The organism is Occallatibacter sp. (assembly GCF_049582745.1).
Lineage (GTDB): Bacteria > Acidobacteriota > Terriglobia > Terriglobales > Acidobacteriaceae > Telmatobacter.
In genome coordinates this window covers 42,617-60,057 of the sequence record NZ_JBAUUO010000049.1, presented here as the reverse complement: position 1 = coordinate 60,057, position 17,441 = coordinate 42,617, and the positions used below count along the sequence as shown (strand labels likewise).

The following is a 17,441-nucleotide window of genomic DNA, read 5'->3' as shown; positions in this document are numbered from 1 at the left end:
TAGGTAGATCACCGCGCCCGTCCCACCAGCGACTTACTTCAAACGACCCTATCGAAACTGCCCCAAAAACTCCTGGGGCAATCCACCATCGTTGCGTTGGGGCAGTCCCGATAGGGACCTAACGTTTGTCGGGACTAAGAGATCGATCGCCCCAGCTTTTAGAACGTCGCGTGGCGAACTGCGGTGTGGCTCCTTCAATGAGGTGGAACAAGAGAGGTCGAACGCATCCTTCGCATTCCTCATAGGCAAATGTTTGCGGCGAAATCGATCGCGGAGATCCGGGCCAATCGCTGTGGTGATTGGCCCGGTATAACCGCAGATTTTTACGGACGGCGAAGGCAAACGGGCATCGTACAAGGAACGAAGAAGTTATAGGGAGTTGTGTACACACTTCCATCGGATTCTGTCACGGTTATGGGACCTGCGGTTGCAAACGGTGGAACGGTCGTGGTCATGTAGGTGTCGCTGAAGATGAATCCATTTGCCTTCGTTAAGGGAACCGACGTACCGCCGAATTTGATTCCAATAACCTTGTCAAACCCTTGTCCGATGATTCCGACGCGATCGCCTGGGCGCCCCGAGCGTACTCCGACGACCGAGATAAAAGGCGTCATGCCGGTGTTATAGCTAAACAAGACTCCAGCGTCATCTACTGTTCCACCACCACTAGTCATCCCATAGATCGTCCCACTCGTGTGAAGGACAGGAGTCGAAATCGGAGCGAAGCCTGGACCGCTAAAGTCGGTGGATGAGTTGTGATAGAACCACGCAACTGGACCGGGGTTTCCGCCGTCAGTTTGAACTTTGAATAGAGTCCCACCTCCCATTTTCCCTCCCCCCGGTTGACCGCCGGCAGAAGTCAGGAGATAGAGATAGTTGTCACTTCCTTGCACAATCCCTCCCATTGGAGCGGTTCCATCGCTGTCTTGGAAGTAGTGGATGACCTTGTACTGCCCGGTCAACGTGAGTCGAAAAATCACACCAGCACTCGATTGCATGGACAGCCCGGCGTTTTTCGCAGTTCCATAGAGGTTGCCATCATTTCCTTGCATCACCGGTCCCTGTGGGTTGCCTCCTTCCCCATCGGGATTTAGACCGTTGTCATTTTGGCTGGGATCGATGTTATAGAAACCGCATAAGTTTCCTGCGAGCGTGACCCTGAAAACTCCACCGGCACCTCCTGGCGAAATCGCGCATGTCACGGGATCAATAAAACCATTCGGAAAAGTCCCATAGAGATTGCCATCGCTGGCCAACAGGAGAGGGGCGCTTGAGGCAGAAGGTAACTTTTGGGACCAACCATATGAATTTGTGGCAGTCAAGATCTGGTAGACGTACCCATTGCTTCCAGACGTAACGCCATACAAGTTGCCATCTGGGCCCTGGATTGGCGGAGCCATAGGGTTTGCCCCATTGAAGAATGGATCTGTTTGCAGCGTTCCCGCAAACTGATAGATCGAACTTGGGGTTCCGTTTACAAGCTTGAAGAGGAATCCGAAGCCCGCGGAACCTACAAACGAGCCGCCATACAAGTTGCCATTGATTCCCAGCGTCAGGCCCGCGTTGGCACTGACATTATGCGTGTTCACCGAAGGAAACACGGTTGTCTGAAAGGATCCACCGATTGGGAATTCAAACCAGGAGCTTTTCCCACCGGGCAACGTCCCATAGAGGTTTCCGTCTGTACTTTGAGCAATGAGGTCAGAGGGGCCCGGATCGCAACCTTCGGAGTTGCAGTTGAACCTGTGAAGAACTGTGGCGGTTGTTTGTGCCTGAGCTAGCGCAGCCACTGCAATTGCCACCAGGACAATCATCATGGAACGAAGTGTCTTTGGATCTTTCATAAACCGATCTCCTTCAGAGGAAGTTCGCCCGTACGGAAGAGCTGACGGCGTCGGTTGATTGCGATTTGTCTCCGGCGGTATTCCTGCTCGCAACCTCTTCACCGACACCACGGGAGGAGCGAGTTCCGTCTGCTATCCACTGCGAAAAACCGGCATCGAATTGGTCCATAGAAGGAGAAAGAATTTTCCCGAATGACGAACGCTGATCCGTAAGCTTTTTATTTTCAAATGATTGACTCCAGAAATCGAGCGCGGTATACTGCCGCGCATCCAGCATCAACTTCTCGATGCGCGGGTGCGGAGCTCCTGTATGCATCCCCAACCTTCCAGCCCCGTGACTGAATTGCTTATCCGTTGGCGCTCCGGAGACAACGAAGCACTTCAAGTGCTGATGCCACTGGTCTACGACGAAATGCGGCGCTTGGCGCATAGCTATCTGCGTCGGGAAAGGCAGGACCACACACTGCAAAGCACGGCACTCGTGCACGAGGCATATGTGCGCCTAACCGGCAATGCTCTTCCTCAGTGGCAGGATCGCGCACACTTCTTTGGCATTGCCGCGCATATCATGCGACAGATTCTGGTAGAACATGCGCGCAGTCGCAATACCAGCAAGCGCGGCGGCGATGTTGTGAAACTAGCAATCGATGGTCTTAATGACCCCGGTGAACATCCCGACCTCGACATTGTGGCCCTCGACGACGCGCTGCAGGACCTCGCAAGAATCGACTCCCAGCAGAGCCGGGTGGTGGAACTCAGATTCTTTACTGGATTGTCCATCGAGGAAACGGCAGAGGTCCTGGGCATTTCTGTTTCAACCGTCAAGCGCGATTGGAACACCGCGAGGATTTGGTTGTATCGCGAATTGGATCGGACAATAGCACCATGACACCCGAACGATGGCAACAGATTCGCGCAATATTCGAACAGGTTGAGCTGCTTGAGGAATGGGAGAGGCCAAACCCTCTCGATCGTCTATGCATTGGCGATGACGAACTTCGGAAGGAAGTCGAATCACTGCTGGAGGCCGCTGCGAAGGCTGGCAACCATTTCATGAATACGCCCGCCGCCGATCTAGTCCACGGACCTCCACAACAGATGAGCACATCCAATCGAATCGGACGAAGAATCGGTGCGTACGAGATCGTTGATGAAATTGGACACGGCGGTATGGGAGAGGTCTATCGCGGATCGCGGATCGATGGGCAATTTGATCAGCAGGTTGCCATCAAGCTGGTTCGCGTTGGCATGGGATCCACATTTATCGTGCGGCGGTTTCTCCATGAGCGCCAGATTCTGGCGTCCTTGAACCATCCGAATATCGCCCGTCTGATCGACGGAGGAACCACGGACGACGATGTTCCTTACCTGGTGATGGAACTCATCGATGGCGAACGAATCGACGTCTATTGTCAGAGCAAAGAGCTCTCCGTCAGCGAACGACTTCGCCTCTTTGTTGAAGTATGCGAAGCCGTTCAGTATGCACACCAGCGACTTATCGTGCACCGTGACATAAAGCCGAGCAACATTCTCATTACAAATGACGCGAAACCCAAACTCTTAGACTTCGGCATCGCCAAAATGCTTGATCCGGAAGCAGAGGAAGAAGCAACGCTAGCTCGTCCCATGACCCCCGAATACGCAAGCCCGGAACAGATCCGCGGAGAGTCAATCACAACTGCAACCGACGTGTATTCATTGGGTGTGGTTCTTTACCAACTCTTGACAGGCAGTTCTCCATATGGGGCTCCAGTTAATACAGCCCATGAGTGGTCTCGGGCAATCACCGAGGTGCAACCGCAGAAGCCCAGCAGCAAGGTTGTGTCGACAGCAGGGCTTGACGAAAAAGATCTTGAGCCTTCGAAGTGCTTGTCGCCCGTGGTTAGCGCGCGTGAATCAACTCCAGCCAAACTGCACCGCCGCCTGGCGGGAGATGTCGACAGCATCTTGCTCAAAGCCTTGCGCAAGGAACCGGAACAGCGCTACGGCTCCGTGCTTCAGTTTGCCGACGACATCACTCGCCATTTGAAAGGCTTGCCGGTGACAGCTAGGAAAGGGTCCTGGACTTATTCCGCGCGGAAATTTGTCCTGCGCCACCGTGGCGGCCTGGCTGCAACCGCGGTGGTCATGCTTGCGTTGGCAGTTGGGCTTGTGTCTACCGAACGTCAAGCTCACATTGCTCAGATTCAAAGAGCAAAAGCTCAGAAACGATTTGACGATGTACGTCGGTTTTCTGATTCTTTGATCTTCGATATCCACGACGCACTTCAGGCAGTACCTGGAACCACCGCCGCGCGCAATCTGCTTCTCGATCGCGCAGTCCAATATCTTGACAATGTGGCGAAGGATGCAGAAGGCGATTTTGAATTGCAGAGAGAGTTGGCTCGGGCCTATCAAAGGCTGGCAACGGTCCAGGGCGACTCAACTGTCTCCAACACAGGAGCGCTCAGCGCAGCAGAAACCAGCGCGCGAAAAGCCATGAGTCTATTTGAAGGCGTAGCCGCAGCAAATCCTGCCAACACGGCTGATCAGTTGAACCTGGCAACGCTCTACCGGCAAAAAGGCATGTCCGACATCTACTATCCGGACGGCCGTCCTGAAATCGAAAAAGCGATCGCGATTACCGATCGGCTCACTCGCACGGATGGCAACAACCCGAAAGTGCAAATCGAAAGAGCAACTGAGCTTCAAGGGCTGGGACTGTCGTATGACATCTCCGGAGACCGAGCCAGCTCCGTCGAATTCCTTCAGAAGGCACTCACACTGCTAGAAGCTGTTGCGCAGCGCGACCCCAGTTACCATAGCATTCGCGAAAGAAAGGCCAAACTAAATGTCGAGCTTGGCCAGGAATATGCCTACATGGGTGAGATCTCAAAGGCCCGTGAATTGACCGCTGCGGGTGCAACATCTTACCAGGCAATCGTCGACGAGGGCGCACAACCCGATACGATTCGAGACCTCGCGGCAACTCGCCTTCGCCTCGGAAAGCTGCACCTAATGGACAACGACCTTCCTTCCGCAAGCCAGAACATCGCTCAAGCGCGTGCTGCTATCGCCTCGCTCGCTGAAGCAGACAAGGACAACATGCTGTTCCGTTCCGACGTGCTGACTTTCGACTTCGAGCAGGGCCAAGCTCTGATTCTTCAGGGAAAGCTCAAGGAAGGCGAGTCGTACGTACTGAGGTTGATCGCGGGCTTTGCAAAGCTCGCGTCGGAGGAGGATTCCGGGCCAGGGGATGGCGTGATGTACACATGGGTTGGAGAAGCTCAGTTTGGCATGGGGAACTATCCGCTGGCTCTTCAGTCATTCAAGAAAGCTATTTCTGCTCTCGAAAGCGGCGCCCAATACGACGATTCCCGTACGGGCCTGGTCACAGATTATGTCAGATTAGGTGAAACACAGCTCAAACTTGGCCACAGCGCAGAAGCAGAGGCGGCATTCAACAAAGCGCGGTTGAAAACAGACCTTGCCGAAGCGAAGAATCATCTCGACGTTCCTGCGATCTATTCTGCCGCTGAGGTCGACGAGGGATTTGGAAAGCTTTGGATGATGAAGTCGTTGAATGCGTCCAACCTCGAAGACCGTATGCGTGCTCGTCATAATGCATGCGATGCATTCAAATCCAGTCTTCAGGCACAGACTCTGCTTCCAGCTCCGTTGCGATTCAGCCCCAGCGAGTTTCCAGTCGTGGATTTAGCGACCATCACGGACTGCCGGGAATCGTGCAAAACGATCATTGTGAAGTCCAAGCAATGAATTGAGAACGACATATCTCAGTCAACGATCCGCATCATCGCGTCTTTCGATTCGTTTCCAGATGAATCCTGATATGTCGGCATCACGCCAGCTTTACGGTGGCGAGAATGCTCTATCTATCGCACTTCGCTGGTCGCGTTAAGTTCCCCCGACGTCAAGTCACGAGTTTGTGACGATCCCGCAAAGAAGTGGCCCAATCCTTCAAGTCCTGAATGCCCTTGAGGATCTCACTCGGCGCCGGGGGTTCTGCATTGCGTCCAATGGAGGGGTCGTGAGCATCCGTGACGTCGCAGCACTTCTTAAATCCGACCTGAAAGGCACTGCAATCGGAGTCCGTCAGCACGGCGGCCCTGCGGATGTACTTGGGATCAATGTAATCGCGGTGGCGCTGCACCACTCCTGCAAAGGCTACCGATTCGAGAGCGCGCTCCCAGGTAGCCCGTAGACCGTTGTAGATGGCGATGGCTTCTCCGCGGTATTCCTCATCCCGGCTGTCGTCAAACAGCTGCTTCGCTGCGCGAGCTCGCTTTTCAAGCTTGTCCAGCCGATCCTCGACGCTCTTCCATTTCCACGGCAGACCGTCCTCAACGATTCCCGTTCCCAGTGGTCCGCGATCCACGGACCGCGAGACCTGGCTCACACTCTTCTCATGTGCCAGCCCCACGAGGTCGTTCACAAAGACTAAGTCGTGCGTGAAGACAATCACCTGACGAATCGCGGCTTCTTTTACCAGACGTTCGGCGACCTTCTTCCGCCATCGATGATCGAGCGAAGTCACCGGATCGTCGAAGACAAGGGTGGAGTAGTGGTCCATGGTGGCGACTTCGGTCAGAAACGCGGCCAGGGCGACGCAAGTTTGCTCGCCTTCACTGAGCACACTCGGGACTTTGGCGTCCGGCCTTGCCAAGAACCGCACCTGGTATTGCGGAGAGCCAAAGCGGCCTCCAACGCGAGCGATCTCAACGCGGACTTTGTTGGATGCCAGCGATGTGACCTCGTTAACGAATCGATCTCTGAGCTGCGGCGTGACTACTTCGTCGGCAAGCTTGTTGCCCAGATTGGTGATAGCCGTCGTGACAAAATCTTTCAAGCAGATTTCAATCAGGGCAATGGTGAGAAGCCGCAGGTGTTCGGACTCGACAATTGAGATGGACGAGGCCAGACGATGACGATCCTCCAACCCTTCGAGCTCCTCCTCTCGGCGTCTGCGCTCGATGGGATCGACGAGCTGATCGAGTTCAGCTGCACGGGCTTCGAGCTCCATGGTGAGTTGCTCCAGAGTGCTGACCGGGGTGGCCGGCGTTGGAGCTACTTCGGCTGGTTGACGTAGGGACCGGAGAAACGTGAACCGGCACAGACGTGCGCTTGCGAGATAACGGAAGACATCTTTTCGAAGCGGGGCATCATCGGCGGCGATTTCCTCGAGCCCGGCTGCGTACTCTTTGAGAGTGAGCTTCAGTGACTGCAAAGGGCTGAGCTTATCTTGAGCCGCGCGCTCCTTGGTTTCTGCTTGCGCCTCGGTATCGTCTTGGACGAAATCTTCAAAGCTCCGCATCCGCGCGACGGCCTCTTCGCTGAGCGGCTGCTGGCAAAGGAGGCAACCGAGGCCCGCTTCTGCCGGAGGGAAGGGGCGGCCGGGGTAGGCGTGTGCCTCGGAATATCGCCGCGCCGACTCCCAGAGCTGCCTCCATATCGGTTCGCCAATGCCTTGCAGTGGTTGACCGGAAAAGAGAGACTTCGCAGAGATTCGCGCCGCATGCCGGGCGACCGCGGCCTCGCCGTGCAGCTCGCGTATCGCAGTAAGACCCGCGTCGGTCATTGCGACCTCGATGGCATTTATAGCGTTGGACAGATTCTCAATACGACTGATCCTCAGTCGCAATTGCCTGGCACCTGCGGCCGGGTTGCGCGCGAGGTCTTCCTTCAGCTGTTGAATTCTCTTTTGCTCATCGATCGTGGTCTGGGCAAGCTTCCGGATCGGTGCCAGATCAGAATCGGCCGCCAAGGCAGCAATCGCGCTTCCAACAGCAGTTGTCGCTCTCCAAGGAGGCTTGGCGAAGATGGGATCACGGCTTTTCTCAAGCCGCTTCTTCTGCTCTTCGAGGTGCTCCTCGAGTCTCTTGCACACGCCCGCGAGTTCGTCGGGAATGTCGAGCCCAAACGGGCGGGCCGCAATCTCGTTCTTACTACCGATGTGTACGGCCGTGCAGGAGCTGTCGAAGATGCCTATGGCCGAAAGGACGGGATGCGGAATGCCCATGTCACTCCAGGCCAGAGGGGTCTGGGCAGTTCCGCCGACTTTATAATCGATTGTCGCTTCCTGTGTGACCGGTACACCCGGGGGTGCATAGATATTGGTCAGGATCTCTGCTCCAGGATTCCGGGTCCGACAAATCCGCTTGAGAATCCTGGCATACCCTGATTTCCCGCTGCCATTAGGCCCGTACACGATGGTCAGGCCGACGGGCGAGAAGGTGAGATTTTGGCCAGGAGCCAGATGATTCACGCCGGAGATGCCGCGGATTCCGGAAAGGGTCACCGAACTACTGGCCGCGGGATTAGCGGGGAGGTGTTTTTGCTCGAGCCGTACAGCCACAGGACCGCCGGGTTGCGCGAGGCCGTGTTCGCCGAGGCAGAGAGTGGTCAGTTCAGTGATATCTATCTCATCCAGTTTGCCCTTCTGGACGATTCGACGAAGCGCATCGCGCTGCCAATCCGGCCGATTGGCGGACCAAAGCAGGATCGATTCGATAATTGTCGGAGGAGCGGGAGCAGCAGCGGCCATGGCGACACCAGCAACGGGTAAACCCGAAATGAAGCTATGCTCACGATTGTAAGTCCGGGGCGATAATGGTCTCCACTTCCGCTGGCCTTCGATAAGGTCGAGTGAATATGGACGATCGTAATTAGCAAACTCCGCGAAGCCCCACGAATCTCTAGCATGCCTCGGGACGCGCCCACATAAATGTCGATCGTCTGGGATGTCACTCGCTGCGTTGCCGGCTGCGTGACGCAGGCTGCGATGAACGGTATTGGCGAGTTCGTCCATCATGAAGCAAACCGGTCCTAAGACGGCGAAGGCGCTACATCCGCTCGGCGTGCTTTTTCGCGAGAACGCCGCGGCGAGTCTCGGAATCTGAATTCTCACTGCCCGGGAAAATCTACTTATCGGGCGTTGGCCGCGGACAAGAACGTTGTTACCTTCATTGTCAAGGGAAAGAGCAAGGTTCCTATCGATGCTTTCTACGGAACGGGAGATCATGGGTCTGCCCCCATCACTTCGATTTCTCGGCCGTCGGATGAATTCTGGTGCCAGGGAAAATCGCATTCGCGGGCGCTAGAGGGCGTGGACCTCCTTAACGCGAACTTCTCCACTACGATTCTGACGTCTTGCGACCGTATGGCTCAAGGTGTGATAGATGCCTGTCCCGGCGTTGGCACAATAGGCGGCCGCCGTGAATGAGGCGCAGATGCGTGACAAAAAGGTTCTAAATGGGATTTGAGCCATGAAATGGAATGGCCCACGCAGACCAAAAGCAAGCTCAGCCTGTCAGTTTGGCATGGCGTTCCGAAGCTGGAATTGGACATCGGCGATATGGCACGTTTTATCTGTTCCAGCTTGCTATGGTTGCTAATGTTTTTGGCTGGAATTGGTTCTATAAAGCGGTATTGAGGTGAATCAAGTGACAGAAGTGAAATCATGTAAACTGCTTATTTAACTGTGTTTACATTTGAATTCAATAAGATGGGAATCACTATGGTGCCGAAGAAGGGACTCGAACCCCCACACCCTTGCGAGTACGTGGACCTGAACCACGCGCGTCTGCCAATTCCGCCACTTCGGCACGAGACACAAATCCAGCATTTTCCGCCAGATCGGCAGCATCTTTGAGTCTCGCAAAACCGGTCTGACGTGTCAAATCCAGGCTGGGATAGGAGATAGGGGCCGGGAAAAGTGCACCCCCCCCACCTGGACTGAATTTCTCACAAACTTAAGAAGATTTTATGCTCAACGGTTTTTCGCTGGCTCCCGCACCATCCGATTGCAATCTGTAGTCATTCGGAAAATCGAGGTCCAAGTTTTTCAATTGGACTGAGGTTAGCGCCCCAAGCCCGCCCAAAGAGGGGAGTATTTCCGCAGTGGATCTTAAAAACTTTGCTAGCCTGTTATTCCTGAAGTATCTCCTTGGGACCAGTTCTGTTCCTTCGATCCTTGCATCGGATTTGATTGCCCCGTCGAAGTCAGCTATCAGTAGCTTTAGGACAATTGAATCCTTAGCGTTGATAAGCGTCGGAGTCAATATCGCTCGGTGATCATCCTTCGAGATTTCTGCATCGATACTCGGTGGGTTTTTCTCAGAAACGGTCGCCTCAACAATGCGAGCGGCATCCGTCACAGAGAAGGAGATCGGCCTAACGAAATCAGTGGCTTTGATCGATTCTGTGCCGACGTTCACAATTCTGATCTGAACAAGTCCCACTTCCCTTACTGGGATATCGTCCACCAACAGCCGCATCCGGCCAGACTGTTCATCCTTCAGGCTCACGAGACGTGTCATTGAGAGGAATTCATAAACGATGGATTTCCGCTTTCGATTTAGACGGAAAGTCGTAACCGCCACGACAGTTGAGATGATGAGGACTGCGAGTGTAAGCGCATTTCTGCCGTCACTATTCGTAAGGAAATTCCAGATTGCATCTCGCATAGAACAACATCTTAGATCACGGCATCGAAAGCTAGCGCACGGCACGGATCAAGTTTTGAAGCAAAATGCATCTCTATCGATACTCTTTTGCTAGTGGATGCAGGCTCAAGCAAGCTTTTTGGGGAGGCATCTGAGCTTCAGAAAGTTCTCTCGAGACGATAAAACTTACGTTAAGGCCCATATCGGCAGTCGAGAAAGTCTACTATTGAATATTCACCACAAATAGCGAGGTTTTCTGATGCCTCTTCTCGAGACCCTTGTTGCGACTGTTGGTCCTGCAATAGCGAAGACACTACTAAAACTCTGGGCGGGTGACAACAAACTTGCCTCGGAAGGCGGTGATTCTGCGATCGAAGTGCTCACGAAGCTAATCCCCGAGATTCGTGCTCGAAACGAAACTGTGCGTCAGTTGGATGCCATCGGAGAACGCGCTGCCGAAAGTCTAATGTTTACCTTCGAGGCCGAGGGGAAACAGCTCATGGTTGAAGACCAAGAGGCTGTCGCAAACCTCGTGGCACGAACCCTCGATCACAGTAGGATAAGCACAGAGCTTCTTATCCAGAAAGATCTGGATCCTGCTCAACTAGCCCAATATCTCATCAATGATGCTTCCGACGAGCTGACGCTCTTACCGAAGCATCGCATTGACCTTTTTACGCGTGTCATTGAAGAAGCAAGCCAATCAATTATTGATATCGCACGGGTGCTTCCCAGTTTTACTGAACGCACGTTTGCTGAACTACTGAAACGCGATCGCGTACTCATTGATGCAGCGCAGCGGATCCTTGAGAATTTGGATCGGATCAGAGCGAAAACCGATGATCAAGACGGAAGCGCAGCAAAGTTCGAAACCGAATACCGGAGAGCTACCATACGGAACCTAGACAAGGTGGAACTTTTTGGCGTGGACCTATCTAGATCAAGTCGATCACAGCCTCTAAGTGTTGCATACGTGAGTCTAAATGTAGGAAGTGACCCGGAACTGGATGTAAATGAAATTAGAGAATCAGAGGAAAGCGACGGAGAAGCATCTGCAATTGAAGTGGTCGAGGCGGCTCTTGCGCGGCATCGCATGTTGCTCTTGAGGGGACCAGCCGGTGCGGGGAAAACGACTTTGCTTCAGTGGGTCGCAGTGCGCGCTGCATCAAGGAGTTTTGAAGAGCCGCTGGAGAACTGGAACGTCGCGCTTCCTTTTTTGATTCGACTCAGACAATTCGGCGATTCGGCTCTCCCACGTCCAGAAGATTTTCCATCCCTCATAGCTCCGACCATCTCCGGTACCATGCCCAGTGGTTGGGCCCATGACAGACTAAAATCAGGTGCCGCAATTGTCTTAGTTGATGGAGTTGACGAGGTTGCGGAATCGCGTCGTGACGAGGTCAGAAAGTGGATTATCGACATTGTAAGCACCTTCTCAGCCTGTTGCTTCATTGTCACTTCCCGCCCGCATGCGGTTGAGCAATCTTGGCTAAAGAATGAAGGGTTCCATGACGCGGACCTCCAGCCGATGGACACGCCTGGGATTGAAGTTTTTATCGATCACTGGCACAGGGCGGTTGCTGAAGAGGCTCGACGTGAAGAAGATCTCGAACTGCTCTGCCGTTTAGCCGCACATCTCAAAACAACACTGCGCGGAAATCAGGCTGTGCGTCGACTGGCAACCAGCCCCCTTCTATGTGGTGTGATTTGTGCTCTGCATCGCGACACCAACGAACAGCTGCCGCAAGATCGAATTGAACTGTACGAACGTTGTTGTTCCATGCTTCTCGAGAGACGCGATTCTGAAAGCGGTCTACACTTCCGTGATTATCCGAAGCTTAGTTATAGGCAGAAAAGGGCTCTGCTCGATGATCTCGCATATTGGATGATCAAAAACGAATGGAGCGAGATATCCCTGGACTCGGTCCGAAGTAGATTCAATAAGAAGATCGATACTTTCCGGCCCGATCTCAAAGACGGTGCTGTCCTCACGGGTCAAAACGCCGCGCGATTCTTCTTAGAAAGAAGTGGCATATTACGGGAGCCTGTAAAAGGAAAAGTTGACTTCGCGCATCGCACTTTTCAGGAATATATGGCGGCCAACGCTGCGTTATCGGAAGCTGATATAGGTATGCTTATCTCGCACGCGTCTCACCCACAATGGAGAGAAGTCGTTGTCCTTGGAGCTGGGATCGCAAGGCAAAAGGAACGAACGCAGCTGATCCAATCACTTATACAAGAGGGCGATAGGAAGCCGAATATAGCCCCGCAGCTATTTCTTCTCGCAGCAGCATGTCTTGACGTGTCGATCGATGTTGAAAACGTTCTAAGGGCCGAAGTTGCGCGTCGGATTGGAACTCTTTTCCCTCCTAAGACAGTTTCAGACGCTATGGAAATTGCTCAAGCAGCTGGAGAGATGGCTATTCCTTATCTGCGGTGGGGCAGTCGCTACACGAATACAAAACAGGCAGCGGCAAGCGTTCGCGCTCTTGCCGTTATTGGCACTCGCGAATCGATTCAAGCGATAGCCGAATATGCGGATCATTACAGCTCTTTTGCAGTGCCTAAAGAAGTTGTAAGAGCATCTGACCGGATTGAATCTCACTTGTTCCTAGAACTAATTGCCCCTCGACTTCGAGTGCAAGACCTTCCTGGGGAATCAGTCTCACTGCTCATTGAAAGGTTCGGCTTTGATCAAATTTGCAATCTGGAGACGGCTACTGATCTAACGGTCTGGGGTTCACGGGCTCGTGATCTTTCCATTCTTCGGAAGCTCCCGGAGCTGCGGTCTTTACGGATCTCGGGGCCAGAAGTTCAAGACCTAACCCCTCTCAATGATCTTATAAAGCTTGAGCGGCTAACTTTCGAAAAAATTCCCGTACTTCGTCTTGCAGGTATAACATTTCCATCAACTTTAGAATACCTCGAGGTTAAGCGTTGCTCAATTGATGCAACTGAACTCGCTCGGATCAGGAGCCTCAAAATGTTGAGCATTAATTATTCCCACGTATTGAATTCACGAGAGCTAACCTCCGCGCACAATTTGCGCCGCATCTTTATCTACAACAGCGAAATCGATTTTACATTTCTCATAGGCATGAATAAACTCGTTCACTTGTCACTTGTTGAGGCGCAACAAGACGCACTTTCTGTATTAAATGATCTTCATCATCTAAAGTCTCTCGTGATTATTGGCGGCGATCTGGGTGAACTCCGAAAGTTGGACGGGCTTACAAGCCTGGAAGAACTAGACCTATTTCAAGTCAGGATCTCTGACTCTGCTACTCTGCCCTCGCTCCCACGGCTCAAGAAGCTGAGCCTCAAAGGCGCGGGAATTAGTCCCAAGCTGACGCGCGAGGCATACCGAAAGTACCCCGAAGTCAAAATCACGACTTAGACCCTATCGAAACCGGCGTTCCTTAGTTGAACCAACGACTACCTGCGATAGTGCTCAGAATGGTCGTCAAGATATGTCCATTGTCCATCAGCGAGGAAGAAATCAATTCATGTTTCGCAAGAACAACGACACCAATAAAGAGTTGAATGGCCGGTACCGAATATTGTAGCGCGAGGATTTGGATTTGGAGATTCTAGCGATGAGACGCGGCCCGAACGAAACGTAAACGCCCTTCAGGTCAGATGCCCCATTCGCCGAAGAGTACTCGCTATCAGAGCCTGATTTCGCGGGTGAGGCCGTGATTTACCAGTTCGGGCATTGATGAGCATCCTGCGTGATAGTCTCGTCGCCTCGCACAGCTTGGGTATAGACACTTTCAGCATGGCTGGTCTGATCCTGCATTCCCAGTCATCACGGCTTGGATCAACGTATTCGGTATACGCGTCGTGGTCTGAATGAATCATGCCCGCGTCGACTTCTTCAAGCAAATTGGATTCCTTACCAATGAAGCGAATCTGATCAACCTGCACGTGCCTTCGTTGAAGAAGCCCAACCGTGTTCTTTCCGCACACGTTTCCTTTCGAATCAGCACACTTGGGCTCCGCATGAAAAGCATATTCAAGGATCACTTCGCCGAATGTCTTCACTCGTGCTGTGCGTCTACTCGAATAGTGACCAGAAATTGAAATCTGGAAGAGCTTACCCGAGTGCTGGTCAATCCACCTCATCTGAGGCCATTTCTTCGGATCCGTCTGATAGGGCGCAATCAAATGGAAGTGCGCTGGATCGACACCGGGTGGATGGCCTAGCTTCTGCACCTGGCAACTCACCAGGAAGTTGAACGGCTTGATTTGCTGCGCGTATTCTTTACCGTCGTTGATCTCTCTCAATGCTCGTAATATTGCCGGGCTGCTTACGGTGATTCTTCCAACTGCAGGCGTTTGTTCGAATAGGTCTCGTCGCTTTTCCTTACCTAAAGCGGAACGCACGATGCCATGCCACACCTGGGCGATCCAGTCTCGGTCGTCGCTCGCAGGATCGGTCGGATTCAAAAGGTGTCCAAGACCGTGTTCGGACCATCTGTCTTGCGCGTTATTGATTCCATTTCGAAGGAGTTCAGAGATTCCATTCTCATCTTTCAAAAAGAGAACATAGCGTTTGGCTGAAATTGCATAACACCACAGTTGCCGCTGCTGTTTCGAGTTCGGATCGAAATTGTCATCTTCGATCTTGAGAACTGATCCTGGAACCGCATCGGGATCATAGGGGTTGAGTAACTTGAAGCGATCTGATATTTCTCTAACCTGCTGTCGCGAGAGAGCTTTTATCGCTTCGGCTCCCTTGGAGGTGCGGAACGGCCCACCGGGACACTCGCCCAGCCCGCCGCGCTCCGTAGCCACGATCGCCATCGAGTCCGTGTCTTCCATTGCATAGGTCCCGCCGAGGTCTGTGACAGACTTTTCGAGTAGCGCCAACATCAACCGGGCTGCTCCGGTGATTAGAGAAGCAATCGGAGGTGAACAAAATTCTCCAGGGATCTCGGGATTTGCCACCCGAGTGAAGAAGGGTTTCTCGTCGATGCCATGACATTGAACTGGCACACGCTCCTTCGTCTCGTAGCGATTCATCTCGGCATAGATTCCATAGCTGGCTGCATTCGCCAGGACCTTCAAAAAGTCATCAAGCTGCTCTCGCTCTGCCACTGAAATGTCTGGCCTTCGAGAGAGACGTTTCCGCTCTTCGATCACAACCTTGAAGAAGTCCTGCGTGCGCGGGTCGACCTCAACAATCCCTCGAAGCTTGGCTGAACGCAAGTTCGGAAGTATTCCATGAGCCTCAAGCATGAATGCATCGACAATGCGAGGGATCTTGCCGGTAAGGAGCACAGACGCAGCGACGTCCGGAAGTGAATACCACAGAGCATCATCCGCATTGTTGGGGTAGATATGATTGATTCCCACTTGCCAATCGTTTGTGTCGGGATTGTATTTAGCCCGCGCGGGTAGGATGTCGCCGTTAGGCACGATTCGGACAAATCCTGTCAATTTCCTCCAGGTGTCTGGCTTGAATATTGCCTCTAGTGAGACCTCCTTAAGAAGCGAGGTCACTTCATCTGTGCATCCCGATTTCACTCTGATTTCTTTTGCAGTCACGAATTTCCAGAGATTCATCAGGCTATTCACAGTTGGATACATTGACAGGAAATCCGTATATACAACGGGAACGGGTATCCGTCGAACGTGAGCACTCGTTCGCCCTCCGACGAATGCTGATTGAGCGTAACCAATGTAGGGTTGAAGACTCTTCTGCCTCGCAAGAATAGGCGTTATGCCCATTGCACGAAGGTAGGCTTTACCGATCGAAGCAGGAGAAAACGCCTTCGTCTCTTCGAGGTGAATCGGATGCCGGTCAAATTCTGCTAGCAGCTTCTGCGCAAGTTCTGAAGTTGCCTCGACGTCTCTGCGGCAGTATTCGACGTATCCTGCAGTGATCTTGCCGTGTCCCGATGTTTCGATCTTGCCACGCTTAACGCCGAATGCCTCGCATGCTGACTTGAGGCTGTGCGATCCATTTGTGAGTGCAAATGCCAGTGTCCGCAGATCGAGAAAATTACCTCGGAAGATCACCGGTTCCTTCGAGCCGTCTTCCGACTTTAGGTCAATGGCATCTGGATCTCTTTGGGCTGTAAAACCCATGAGCGAGCGTTTGCTGTCAATATGCTTGATCGCAATCCTTGGTCGAAATGAATTCCTCTTCCGTAGACCGTTCTTATCCACATAAGACCAGATCCCGAGCGAGAATCCGCCTGCAAACTTCCCCCTCGCAGGCGCGACATCAAAGGCTAACCGGGATAAGTCGAAGGGAAGATTGAAACCTACAATCAAACATCTGCCTTTGTAGCCAGCTCGGTAAAACTCATTCAAGAACTCATCGACCGTCAAGAGATCGAGCACTTTGCGCCCACCGACCTCTGTTGCAGCGGAGTGCGAAGCTGCGTATTTAGATAGAGCCGCGAGCTCGGCATTCGTGAGATCCGAGGCGTGGAACAGTGCTTCACGCATGCATCGACCATCAACGATGAATTGGAAGCACCCGAACGTGAGACGCTGTGTTGCATCTGTTCGCGTCTCGGTATCAAAGACCAGCATGGCGCGTGGACGACGCCCGTGCTTCTTTGACTTTGGTCTGCGTTCCGTCCCTGGGATCTCGGGATATACGCGCACCGCAAGATCGATGGGACGAGGCTCGTGCACAGATCCGAGCCCCTTACTTTCTTAGTCTGTTGCGTGGTGAGCTTGGCCTGGACCAGTACTTCCTGCCGAACGCCTTTGCAAACAACGCGTGCAGGTGTTCGAGGAGTTCCGCACTTGGCAAGAGAAGGCTCTCCATGAGATAGATGTGCATATCGCAAAAACCGCGAATACGCCCAGCCGTGGCCAACAACGGAGAGCCATCGGTATTCTCACGTGTTTCCTTCGGCCAATCCATCATCGCTGTGGACAGTTCGGCCCGATGGTCATTCACCGGAACGGGGATTGTGAGACTGTCATTTGCCCGTCCAGACACATGATGAAGATCCATGATCGGTTGCTCATCAGCCTCGCGTCGACATTCGGCGCAGATCAACGGGCTCGAACCCGCGATCAGAGCTTCTGGTCGATCCTCCCCACACCAGCTGCATTCAGCTCCGAAGCCAACACGTCGCTGTGCACGGCTACGGCGCAGCTCGTAGCCAATTGGATCTCGCAATGGGAGTCT

General features: G+C 53.2%; 9 protein-coding genes and 1 tRNA gene. 3 read left to right on the top strand and 7 right to left on the bottom strand.

What is annotated here, in order from left to right; genetic code table 11:
• Positions 1-323: 323 nt before the first annotated feature.
• Both WCA10_RS06745 and WCA10_RS06740 read right to left on the bottom strand, forming a co-directional pair.
• Positions 324-1,844, bottom strand: coding sequence for a choice-of-anchor tandem repeat GloVer-containing protein (locus tag WCA10_RS06745; protein ID WP_472821739.1), 1,521 nt, complete (start codon positions 1,842-1,844; stop codon positions 324-326).
• 13 nt (positions 1,845-1,857) lie between these two features.
• Positions 1,858-2,160, bottom strand: coding sequence for a hypothetical protein (locus WCA10_RS06740; protein ID WP_472821738.1), 303 nt, complete (start codon positions 2,158-2,160; stop codon positions 1,858-1,860).
• On the opposite strand from WCA10_RS06740, the gene WCA10_RS06735 reads away from it, so the two are divergent.
• Both WCA10_RS06735 and WCA10_RS06730 read left to right on the top strand, forming a co-directional pair.
• Positions 2,155-2,733, top strand: a complete 579-nt coding sequence (locus WCA10_RS06735) for a sigma-70 family RNA polymerase sigma factor (RefSeq protein ID WP_472821737.1) — start codon at positions 2,155-2,157, stop codon at positions 2,731-2,733. The genes WCA10_RS06740 and WCA10_RS06735 overlap by 6 nt on opposite strands.
• On the top strand, positions 2,730-5,600 hold the full coding sequence (locus WCA10_RS06730; RefSeq protein ID WP_472821736.1) for a protein kinase domain-containing protein: 2,871 nt from the start codon (positions 2,730-2,732) through the stop codon (positions 5,598-5,600). Before WCA10_RS06735 ends, WCA10_RS06730 begins: the two co-directional genes overlap by 4 nt.
• Positions 5,601-5,754: 154 nt before the next feature.
• On the opposite strand, the gene WCA10_RS06725 is transcribed toward WCA10_RS06730, so the two are convergent.
• From WCA10_RS06725 to WCA10_RS06715, 3 genes are all read right to left on the bottom strand, one after another.
• Complete coding sequence (locus WCA10_RS06725) at positions 5,755-8,385, bottom strand: AAA family ATPase (protein ID WP_472821735.1); 2,631 nt, start codon at positions 8,383-8,385, stop codon at positions 5,755-5,757.
• A gap of 973 nt (positions 8,386-9,358) precedes the next feature.
• Positions 9,359-9,445: transfer RNA gene (locus WCA10_RS06720), tRNA-Leu, on the bottom strand.
• Positions 9,446-9,592: 147 nt separating this feature from the next.
• A complete protein-coding gene (locus tag WCA10_RS06715) occupies positions 9,593-10,306 on the bottom strand; it encodes a hypothetical protein (RefSeq protein WP_472821734.1) in 714 nt (237 codons plus the stop codon).
• Between the two features lie 238 nt (positions 10,307-10,544).
• On the opposite strand from WCA10_RS06715, the gene WCA10_RS06710 reads away from it, so the two are divergent.
• A complete protein-coding gene (locus WCA10_RS06710) occupies positions 10,545-13,682 on the top strand; it encodes an NACHT domain-containing protein (RefSeq protein WP_472821733.1) in 3,138 nt (1,045 codons plus the stop codon).
• 233 nt (positions 13,683-13,915) lie between these two features.
• Here the strand turns inward: WCA10_RS06710 and WCA10_RS06705 are convergent, their stop codons facing one another.
• Both WCA10_RS06705 and WCA10_RS06700 read right to left on the bottom strand, forming a co-directional pair.
• Positions 13,916-16,636, bottom strand: coding sequence for a hypothetical protein (locus tag WCA10_RS06705; RefSeq protein WP_472821732.1), 2,721 nt, complete (start codon positions 16,634-16,636; stop codon positions 13,916-13,918).
• 313 nt (positions 16,637-16,949) lie between these two features.
• On the bottom strand, positions 16,950-17,432 hold the full coding sequence (locus tag WCA10_RS06700; protein ID WP_472821731.1) for a hypothetical protein: 483 nt from the start codon (positions 17,430-17,432) through the stop codon (positions 16,950-16,952).
• Positions 17,433-17,441 lie beyond the last annotated feature (9 nt).

Coding starts and splice junctions, on each gene's coding strand:
- WCA10_RS06710 (WP_472821733.1), top strand. CDS start 10,545: ATGCCTCTTCTCGAGACCCTTGTTGCGACTGTTGGTCCTGCAATAGCG.
- WCA10_RS06725 (WP_472821735.1), bottom strand. CDS start 8,385: ATGGCCGCTGCTGCTCCCGCTCCTCCGACAATTATCGAATCGATCCTG.
- WCA10_RS06715 (WP_472821734.1), bottom strand. CDS start 10,306: ATGCGAGATGCAATCTGGAATTTCCTTACGAATAGTGACGGCAGAAAT.
- WCA10_RS06745 (WP_472821739.1), bottom strand. CDS start 1,844: ATGAAAGATCCAAAGACACTTCGTTCCATGATGATTGTCCTGGTGGCA.
- WCA10_RS06730 (WP_472821736.1), top strand. CDS start 2,730: ATGACACCCGAACGATGGCAACAGATTCGCGCAATATTCGAACAGGTT.
- WCA10_RS06740 (WP_472821738.1), bottom strand. CDS start 2,160: ATGCATACAGGAGCTCCGCACCCGCGCATCGAGAAGTTGATGCTGGAT.
- WCA10_RS06735 (WP_472821737.1), top strand. CDS start 2,155: ATGCATCCCCAACCTTCCAGCCCCGTGACTGAATTGCTTATCCGTTGG.